Source organism: Pseudomonas sp. 2VD, from assembly GCF_005503585.1.
In the GTDB taxonomy this organism is placed as follows: domain Bacteria; phylum Pseudomonadota; class Gammaproteobacteria; order Pseudomonadales; family Pseudomonadaceae; genus Pseudomonas; species Pseudomonas aeruginosa.
The window spans coordinates 1-9,107 of record NZ_SCND01000254.1 but is presented as its reverse complement, the minus strand read 5'-3'; the positions used below and the strand labels follow the sequence as shown (position 1 = coordinate 9,107).

Here is a 9,107-nt window from a genome sequence, read left to right as displayed (position 1 = left end):
TCCGAACACGGTCAATCCGGACCCGACCCTGCTCGCCTACGCCAAGGAAATGGGCTGGCCGGTCAACGCCTGGCGCTGACAGGCTCGCCGCGAAAGCGCGAGCGGATCGCGCTTTCCATCGCCTCGACGGTGCCGAAGCGGCTCCTCAGGCCAGCGACGGGTCCACCACCAGCACGACCTTGCCCTGCACCTGGTTGCTCGCCAGCGCCTCGAACGCCGCCTCGGCGTCGCCGATCGGGAAGGTTCGCTCCAGCTGCGCACGGAGTTTCCCGGCGGAGAACAATGGCCAGACCTTCAACCCCAGCTCGGCAATCAGTTGCGCCTTGAACTCGGTATCGCGGGTACGCAGGGTCGAGCCGGTCAACTGGATACGCTTGCCTAGCAGTTGTGCCAGGTCCAGTTGCGCCTCGCGGCCGCCCATCAGGCCGATGATCACCCAGCGCCCGTCGCTCCGCAGCAGCTCCAGGTTCAACCCGGCATAGCGGGCACCGACCGGGTCGAGGATCACGTCGAACGGGGCGAAATCGCGCAGCGATTCCAGGCTCTGCTTGCGCAGCGCGCCACCGGCGGCGCCCAGGGATTCGCAGTAGGCCAGGCGTTCGGCAGAACCGACGCTGACCCAGCAGGGGTTGCCGAACGCCTTGCACAGTTGGATGCCGGCCGAACCGACGCCGCTGGCGCCGGCGTGCAGCAGCACTTTCTCGCCGGGCTGCAACGCCGCCAGTTGGAACAGGTTCAGCCAGGCCGTGGCGTAGACCTCCGGAATCCCCGCCGCCTCCGCCAGGCTCAGCCCTGCCGGGACCGGCAGTACGTGGCGCGCGTCCACCACCACTTCCTCGGCCATGCCGCCGCCGGCGAGCAGCGCGCAGACCCGGTCGCCGACCTGCCAGGTGCTGCCCGCGCCCACCTCGCTGACCACACCCGCACACTCGAGCCCCAGCGCCGGGCTGGCGCCGGGTGGCGGCGGGTAGAGCCCGGCCTTCTGCAACAGGTCGGCGCGGTTGAGTCCGGCGGCCGCCACGCGGATGCGGATTTCGCCCTGACCGCAGGACGGGGCGGCGATTTCCGACCACTCGACACGACCTTCGATACCTTGCAATGCGTTCACGCTGCCTCCATAGTGGGGTTGTCACGGCCCGATCACCCAGAGTCGGGCTTTTTGCATTGCGCCAAGGGAACCCGGCGCCGGCTAATAAGGCCTAATATGCGTCATTACTCCGCGATCAGTCGAATCAGCATGAAGCGTTTTCTGCCCCGTACCGCCCTGTTGCTCCTCCTCGGCGCCAGTTCGCTGCCGCTGTTCGCCTCGACCGCCGTCTCCGTCGGCAGCGCCCAGAATTCCTGGGACAGCCTGCAGCCGGACCGCGAGCAGGTCATCGCCAGCCTCAACGTGGTGGAGCTGCTCAAGCGGCACCACTACAACAAGCCGCCGCTGAACGATGAACGCTCGGCCAAGATCTACGACAGCTACCTGAAGATGCTCGATCCGGCGCGGATGTACTTCACCGCCGGCGACATCGCCGAGTTCGATCGCTGGCGCAACAGGTTCGACGACTTCCTCAAGAGCGGCGATCTCGATCCCGGCTTCGTCATCTACAAGCGTCACCTCGACCGCCTGAAAGGCCGTCTCGACTACGCCCTGGCGATGCTCGACAAGGGCGTCGACAAGATCGACTTCAGCGTCGACGAGAGCCTGCTGATCGACCGCGAGAAGGCCCCCTGGGCGAAGGACACCGCAGAGCTCGACGACCTCTGGCGCAAGAAGGTGAAGGACGAGGTCCTGCGCCTGAAGATCACCGGCAAGGACGACAAGGCGATCCAGGAACAGCTCACCAAGCGCTACAAGAACCAGCTGTCGCGCCTGAAGCAGACCCGCAGCGAAGACATCTTCCAGGCCTACATCAACGCCTTCGCCCAGTCCTACGATCCGCACACCCAGTACCTGTCGCCGGACAACGCGGAAAACTTCGACATCAACATGAGCCTCTCGCTGGAAGGCATCGGCGCGGTGCTGCAGAGCGACAACGACTACGTCAAGGTCGTACGCCTGGTGCCGGCCGGCCCGGCGGCGAAGAGCAAGCAGATCGCCACCTCCGACAAGATCATCGGCGTCGCCCAGGGCAAGGGCGAAATGGTCGACGTGGTCGGCTGGCGCCTGGATGAAGTGGTCAAGCTGATCCGCGGGCCGAAAGGCTCCCAGGTACGCCTGGAAGTGATTCCGGCGAGCAACGCGCCGAACGACCAGACCAGCAAGATCGTCGCCATCACCCGCGAGGCGGTGAAGCTGGAGGACCAGGCGGCGAAGAAATCCATCATCAAGGTCGACCACGAAGGCCGCAGCTACAAGCTCGGCGTGATCGACCTGCCGGCCTTCTACCTGGACTTCAAGGCCTACCGCGCCGGCGACCCGAACTACAAGAGCACCACCCGCGACGTGAAGAAGCTGGTCGCCGAATTGCAGAAGGACAAGGTCGACGGCATCGTCCTCGACCTGCGCAACAACGGCGGCGGCTCCCTGCAGGAAGCCACCGAGCTGACCGGCCTGTTCATCGACCAGGGCCCGACCGTACTGGTGCGCAACAGCGACGGCCGCGTCGACGTGCTCAACGACGACGAAGGCAAGGCCTTCTATACCGGCCCGCTGGCGGTGCTGGTCAACCGTCTCTCGGCCTCCGCCTCGGAGATCTTCGCCGGCGCCATGCAGGACTACCACCGCGCGCTGATCCTCGGTGGACAGACCTTCGGCAAGGGCACCGTGCAGACCATCCAGCCGCTCAACCACGGCGAACTGAAGCTGACCCTGGCGAAGTTCTACCGTGTCTCCGGGCAGAGCACCCAGCACCAGGGCGTGATCCCGGACATCAGCTACCCGTCCATCGTCGACGACAAGGAAATCGGCGAAAGCGCCCTGCCCGACTCGATGCCCTGGGACACCATCCGCCCGGTGGTGAAGGACGAGGCCAACCCGTTCAAGCCGTTCCTCGCGCAACTCAAGGCCCAGCACGACGCGCGCACCGAGAACAACGCCGACTTCGTCTACGCCCGCGAGCGCCTGGCGCTGGCACAGGAGCTGATGAAGGAGAAGACCGTCAGCCTGAACGAGGCCAAGCGCCGCGCCCAGCAGACCAGCATCGAGAACCGCCAGTTGGCCATGGAGAACGCCCTGCGCAAGTCCAAGGGCCAGGAGCCGCTGAAGGAACTCAAGCGCGAGGACGAGAACGCCCTGCCGGAAGAGGACGACAAGACCAAGCCGCAGGACGACGCCTACCTCACCGAGTCCGGGCACATCCTGCTGGACTACCTGAACCTCAACTCGGCGGTGGCCAAGCACTGAGTTCAGCGGGAGCGTCATAAAACAGTCATGGGACTGTCGTGAAATACGGGGCCGGTTGCACAACCGGCCCTTTTTCATTGCGACGAGAGCGTTCCATGACCGTCACCGAGCAGTTGAGCGCCCTGGACAGCATCCTGGCCCACGGCGACCTGCACTGCCTGTTCCAGCCCATCCTCTCGCTTTCCGAACGGCGTCTGGTCGGCTACGAAGCGCTAACCCGCGGTCCGTCCAACAGCCCGCTGCACTCGCCCCTGGCGTTGTTCGCCGTGGCCCGCCAATGCGGACGGCTGAGCGAACTGGAACTGCTCTGCCGACAACGCGCCTTCAGCCGCTTCCGCGACATCCAGGGCGACGCCATGCTGTTCCTCAACGTCTCCCCGGAGTCCCTCCTCGAAGCCGGCCATCCGCCCGGCCGCACCCTGCAATTGCTGCAACAGCTGGGGATCTCGCCGAACCGGGTGGTGATCGAACTGACCGAACAGACCCCTATCGACGACTTCGACCTGCTCGACACCGCGCTGCACCACTATCGCGCCATGGGCTTCTCCATCGCCCTCGACGACCTCGGCGCTGGCTACTCCAGCCTGCGCCTGTGGTCGGAACTGCGTCCAGACTACGTGAAGATCGACCGCCACTTCGTCGACGGCATCCACCTGGACACCGTGAAACGCGAGTTCGTCGGCTCCATCCTGAAGATGGCCCGAGCCTCTCGCGCCCAGGTCATCGCCGAAGGCATCGAACTGCCCGAGGAACTGGCGGTGCTTAGCGAGATGGGAGTCGACCTGGTGCAAGGCTATCTGTTCGGCCGCCCGCAGGAACACCCGGCAAGCGACGTACAACAGATGCTGCCCAGCGCTGGCGCCCCCAGCCAGTCTTCCAGCGACGAGCATGGCGACCTGCGTGCGCTGCTGCTGGAACAGCGCGCGGTCGACGTTCGCACCTCGACCCAGGAAGTGGTGGAAATCTTCCGCCGCCAGGCCAACCTGAACTCCCTGGCGATCCTCGACGAAGAGGGGCGTCCCATCGGCATCGTCCATCGCCACGCGCTCACCGACGCCTTGCTCCGGCCCTTCGCCTGCGACCTGTTCCTGCGCAAGCCGATCAGCCGCCTGATGAGCGACGATTTTCTCGCCGTGGAACTCGGCCAGACCCTGCAGCAGGTCAGCCGCCTGCTGACCAGCCGCGCACGCCAGCGTATCGAGGAAGATTTCATCATCACCCGCGGCGGGCACTATGCGGGCATGGGCCGGGTGATCGACGTGCTCAGACTGATCACCGAGGAAAAGCTCCAGCAGGCGCGGCACGCCAATCCGCTCACCTTGCTTCCCGGCAACGTGCCGATCCAGCAATGCCTCGAACGCCTGCTGCAACAAAGGCGCGAGGCGGTGATCTGCTACATCGACATCGACAGCTTCAAACCCTTCAACGATCTCTACGGCTACGCCCGCGGCGACGAGGTCCTGCTGTGCCTGGCCCAGTGCCTGAGCGAACGGATCGACCCGGGCAGCGACTTCGTCGGCCATATCGGCGGTGACGACTTCATGCTGGTGCTCGGCCCCGAGGACTGGCGCACACGGATCGACCGGTTGCTGGAAACCTTCCAGAGCCAATGCCGGCGCTTCTACAGCCGCGAGCACCTGGACGCCGGCTGTTTCGTTGCGCACAACCGCCATGGCCAGCGCGAGGAGTACCCGCTGCTGTCATTGTCCGTCGGCGTGGTGCATCTACCGGCCGAAGCCTGCCAGGGAATGGATGCCGCGCACCTGGCGACGCTGGCCTCCGAGGCCAAGCGCCAGGCCAAGGCGGTGCCAGGCTACAGCCTGCACCTGATCGAGGCCGCCTGAACCGTTCGTTCAGCTAGAGACCGAGCGCGGACGCCCGTTGCGCATAGTGCTCGGCGCGCTCGCTGTCCGGCGCCAGGCCCGGGCCTCCATCGCGGTAGAGTTCCGCCAGCTTGCGCGCCGCCAGCGGGTGGCCCGCCTCTGCCGCTAGTGCCCAGTGGCGGCTGGCTGCCAGCGCGTCGGGCGCTTGCCGGCTGTCGCCCTTGAGCGCCTGCACGCCGAGCTGGTAGGCCGCTTTCCCATCGCCCGCGCTGGCAGCCAGGCGCAGCAGGCGCAGGCCCTCCTCGCGCGCGCCGAAGCCCTGTCCACGGAACAGCAGCAGGTGACCGTAGAACGCCTGGGCGTCGCGGTGTCCGAGATTGGCCATGCGCGAGAACTGCCCCTGCATCCACTGCCAGGCTCGCGGCTGCTTGACCAGCCAGGGCCAGCCCAGCAACTGCCGGGCCACGCCGTAACCGAGGCGGGCGCGCAGGCGCCAGATCCATTCAGAGTTCATCGGGATACTCGAATTCGAAGACACGGACCACTTCCGCCGCATGCCAGCCAGCCGCGGCCGGGCCGTCCGGCGGACCGGAAAAACGTCCGAGGCGCTCCACGCACTCGAAGAAACCGGTGCGTGGCAAGCGGCTTGCGCCCTGGCTGATGACCAGCGAACTGCGCAACGGACGCCCCGAGCGCGCATCCAGCGATGCCAGGTGCTCGAGAGCCGCGGTGAGGGTGGTCATCGCCGGAGTCGGCAGTTGCAGGCGCTCGATCAGCGCCCGGTAGGTGAGCAGATGACGCTGGCGACGCGCATCCTCGATTTCCAGCAGCAGGCTATCCCAGTGTTTACGGCTGATCAGCACACTCAAGGTCAGGCCCCCGTCGCTTTGCCCAGCACACGCTCCAGGGCGAACAGGATGGCCTCGCTGGCCTCGCGTTCGCCGCGTTCGATCATCGCCATGTAGGAAGGACTGATACCGACCTCCCGGGCCACCTGTTCCAGGCTCAGGCCGCGCGCCTCGCGGCGCTCCAGCAGACTCGCGGAAGGCGCCGCCGGCGCGGTCGTCTCCACCGCGACACTGGCGGCCGGGCGACCAGCGGCGGCCAGCAACGCCTGGTATTCGGCCCAGGGCAACACCGCGTATTCCGCCTCGCCGTCTCGCGTGATCACTTGGACATTCATGTCGGTCTCCTTGCAAGCCGCCATCTTATCAGGCACCGCGCCGCTGCGGACTGGCTATACTGCTGCCCTGGTCACACAGTCTGCCTGGTGGAGGAGCCCACGGGTGCGCCGGAGAAGTCTTGGTTTGTGCATCCTGCTGGGAGTCGGACAGGCCTTCGCCGGCGAGCTGCGCTGGGGCTTCAGCCCCGCCGACGGCATGCCCTACGTGGACATCGTCGATCACCAGTTGCAAGGCGGCTTCACCCGCCAGTTGGGGGAGCGGGTCGCGCAGCGGCTGGGATTGTCGCTGCGTTTCGTGGAAACGCCGAACCGAAGGATCGACGGCTTCATGGCCAGCGGACATATTCACGTGATCTGCAACTCCAACCCCGAATGGGATAGCAAACCCGAACGCTACCATTGGTCTCCTGCCCTCTTCGAAGAGCAGGACGTCCTGCTGCAGCGCGACGACCGTCCGGCGATCCGCGACTTCGCCGAGCTGCGCGGCAAGACCCTGGGTACAAGTCTAGGCTATGTCTACGCGGACGATCTCATGCAGGCCTTCGCTGCCGGGGAAATTCGCCGCGAAGATACCCGCGACCTGGCCAGTCGCGTGCAGATGCTCAAGCGTTCGCGCCTGGACGCCGCGGTGGACATGCGCCGCCCGCTGCTCTACCTGACGCGCCAGCATCCCGAGCTGGGCCTGAGCGTCAGTCCGCTGGTACTGCAGAGCTATCGGATGCACTGCATCTATGGCGGACAACTGCCGGTCCCCGTCGAAAGTATGGACCGGGTGCTCGACGAGATGGTCAGGGACGGCAGCATCGAGCGCCTGCTGGAAAACAGCCTGCGAGCGCCTCAGGAACCCTGAACGCGCTCCGCCCTGGGAGCCGGCAGCTCTCGCAGCGCCTGCTGCGTCTCGACGGCCTGGGCGTCGCGCCAGACCTTGAAGGCATCCAGCTCGGACTGCCAGCGACGCACTACCCAGGCCAGGACGGCGAGATCGTCGAGCAGGCCGACACCGAAGATGAAGTCGGGGACGATATCCACCGGCGAAAGGAAATAGGCCAGCGCCGCGATCACCGAGAGCAACGCCTGGCGGCTGAGTCCGCGGTATTCGCCGCGAACCCAGGCCACCAGCAGTTCCTGCAGCAGGCGCAGGTCGCTCTTCACCAGCTTCAGGCGCGAGCGCTTGCGTGCTACCGCAATCAACAAGGCGGGCACCCGGCCACGGGCCAGGAAACGTTCCGCGATCCCCAGGTAACGACTGAATCCTCGTGGTGCATCCATCCTTCCACCTCGCTCAAGCGCTTGCCGCCGAGGCTCTCCGGGTTATCCACGCATACTGTGGATAACCTTGTGAACAGCCCCCCCTTCCGTCGGCGAGAAGCCCGTCGCTACAGGCTTTCCGACAGATCGGACACTTTTTAGACAATGCTCTAAAAGCATTGAAAATCAAGGGTTTGACCTAGCGCAACGGACAACCCGAGGTCAATACCGTAGGTCGGGTCGACGTGCGACAAATGTGTGCATAAGGGTAACACCGGCCGTGCCCTCGACCTGTTTTCAGACCCTCGCGGCAGCGCCTGGGTTCAGCCGAATCCGCAAATGAAAACGCCCCGTCATGGACGGGGCGTTTCATGCATCGCGGCGGAAGAATTACTTCTTCGCGTCCGCCTTGGCTTCGGGCTGCGCTGCGGCACCGGCCTCGGGCTCCGCGTCCGGCTTGGACGGATCCTTGATGCCGAGCAGTTCCATGTCGAAGACCAGCACCGAGTTGGCCGGGATCGCCGGGCTCGGGCTCTGCGCGCCGTAGGCCAGCTCGCTGGGGATGTACAGCTTGATCTTCTCGCCGACGTGCATCAGTTGCAGGGCTTCGACCCAACCCGGGATCACGCCGCTGACCGGCAGGTCGATCGGGCTGCCGCGCTCGATGGAGCTGTCGAAGACGGTGCCATCGGTCAGGCGGCCTTCGTAGTGGACGGTCACCACGTCGGTGGCCTTCGGTTGCGGGCCATCGGCCTTCTTCACGATTTCGTACTGGAGGCCGGAAGCGGTGGTGGTCACGCCGTCGCGCTTGCCGTTTTCCTCGAGGAACTTCTTGCCGGCCTTGGCGTTTTCGTCGCCGATGGCGGCCATGCGCTCCTCGGCACGTTTCTGCAGGAAGGCGAAGGCTTCGGTCAGCTCTTCATCGGTGAGCTGCTGCTTCTTCTTGCCGAGGGCGTCTTCGATGCCCTTGGCGACGGCTTTCGAATCCAGGTCGTCCATGCCTTCCTGGGACAGGCTCTTGCCCATGTTCAGGCCGATACCATAGGAAGCTTTCTGCGCCGGGGTCTTCAACTCAACGTTGGTCTGCGAATCGCAGCCGGAGAGAACCAGACCGACCAGTGCGATCGCTGCTGCCAACCGATGTTGTTTCATGCTGAGTCCTTTAATCTGTTCGCCGCTCGGGCATATTCGATGAAGCCGCGAGCTTAGCAGGCTGTCGCGACCAGTGGCTATGGGCAATAGGAACAGGTGCGCGCGGATAAGTTCAAGGCCGAACTTTCCGAAAAATGAAGGAGATAGCAGAACGAACGCGTGGAACGAGGACAGAAGAACAGCGGAAAGGAAGCGTCGAAAAACGTCGAATTATGAAGCGGGAAGGAAGCGCAAGAGATACAGCGAAGGAAGGAAATGGCGCAGCGGACGGGACTCGAACCCGCGACCCCCGGCGTGACAGGCCGGTATTCTAACCGACTGAACTACCGCTGCGCGTAACTTGCGAGATTGGTGGGTGATGACGGGA

At 65.1% G+C, this 9,107-nt stretch carries 9 protein-coding genes and 1 tRNA gene; 3 read left to right on the top strand and 7 right to left on the bottom strand.

The window, feature by feature from the left end; genetic code table 11:
• Window positions 1-145: 145 nt before the first annotated feature.
• A complete protein-coding gene (locus FFS27_RS22890) occupies window positions 146-1,108 on the bottom strand; it encodes an NAD(P)H-quinone oxidoreductase (RefSeq protein WP_003091592.1) in 963 nt (320 codons plus the stop codon).
• A 129-nt stretch (window positions 1,109-1,237) separates the two neighbouring features.
• On the opposite strand from FFS27_RS22890, the gene FFS27_RS22885 reads away from it, so the two are divergent.
• Complete coding sequence (locus FFS27_RS22885) at window positions 1,238-3,334, top strand: carboxy terminal-processing peptidase (protein ID WP_003091593.1); 2,097 nt, start codon at window positions 1,238-1,240, stop codon at window positions 3,332-3,334.
• 95 nt (window positions 3,335-3,429) lie between these two features.
• Window positions 3,430-5,178, top strand: coding sequence for a bifunctional diguanylate cyclase/phosphodiesterase (locus FFS27_RS22880; RefSeq protein ID WP_023093907.1), 1,749 nt, complete (start codon window positions 3,430-3,432; stop codon window positions 5,176-5,178).
• A gap of 13 nt (window positions 5,179-5,191) precedes the next feature.
• On the opposite strand, the gene FFS27_RS22875 is transcribed toward FFS27_RS22880, so the two are convergent.
• Genes FFS27_RS22875 through FFS27_RS22865 form a run of 3 tightly spaced genes read right to left on the bottom strand, consistent with a single transcriptional unit; the run spans window position 5,192 to window position 6,340 of the window.
• Window positions 5,192-5,671: a sel1 repeat family protein gene (locus FFS27_RS22875; protein ID WP_003109166.1), complete on the bottom strand. Its 480-nt coding sequence runs from the start codon at window positions 5,669-5,671 to the stop codon at window positions 5,192-5,194.
• Entirely contained in the window at window positions 5,661-6,026 is a 366-nt protein-coding gene (locus FFS27_RS22870; protein ID WP_003114793.1) for a hypothetical protein, read from the bottom strand. Before FFS27_RS22870 ends, FFS27_RS22875 begins: the two co-directional genes overlap by 11 nt.
• 2 nt (window positions 6,027-6,028) lie before the next feature.
• Window positions 6,029-6,340, bottom strand: coding sequence for a helix-turn-helix domain-containing protein (locus tag FFS27_RS22865; RefSeq protein ID WP_021265071.1), 312 nt, complete (start codon window positions 6,338-6,340; stop codon window positions 6,029-6,031).
• Window positions 6,341-6,443: 103 nt separating this feature from the next.
• Here FFS27_RS22865 and FFS27_RS22860 point away from each other — a divergent pair, with 103 nt between their 5' ends.
• Entirely contained in the window at window positions 6,444-7,190 is a 747-nt protein-coding gene (locus tag FFS27_RS22860; protein WP_019484610.1) for a substrate-binding periplasmic protein, read from the top strand.
• Here the strand turns inward: FFS27_RS22860 and FFS27_RS22855 are convergent.
• The 3 genes from FFS27_RS22855 to FFS27_RS22845 all read right to left on the bottom strand — a co-directional run bounded on the left by FFS27_RS22855 (window position 7,178) and on the right by FFS27_RS22845 (window position 9,073).
• Window positions 7,178-7,609: a YkvA family protein gene (locus FFS27_RS22855; RefSeq protein WP_003091599.1), complete on the bottom strand. Its 432-nt coding sequence runs from the start codon at window positions 7,607-7,609 to the stop codon at window positions 7,178-7,180. The two genes, FFS27_RS22860 and FFS27_RS22855, sit on opposite strands and share 13 nt — an antisense overlap.
• Window positions 7,610-7,978: 369 nt before the next feature.
• Complete coding sequence (locus FFS27_RS22850) at window positions 7,979-8,740, bottom strand: FKBP-type peptidyl-prolyl cis-trans isomerase (protein ID WP_003091600.1); 762 nt, start codon at window positions 8,738-8,740, stop codon at window positions 7,979-7,981.
• 256 nt (window positions 8,741-8,996) lie between these two features.
• Window positions 8,997-9,073: transfer RNA gene (locus tag FFS27_RS22845), tRNA-Asp, on the bottom strand.
• Between the last annotated feature and the right edge of the window lie 34 nt (window positions 9,074-9,107).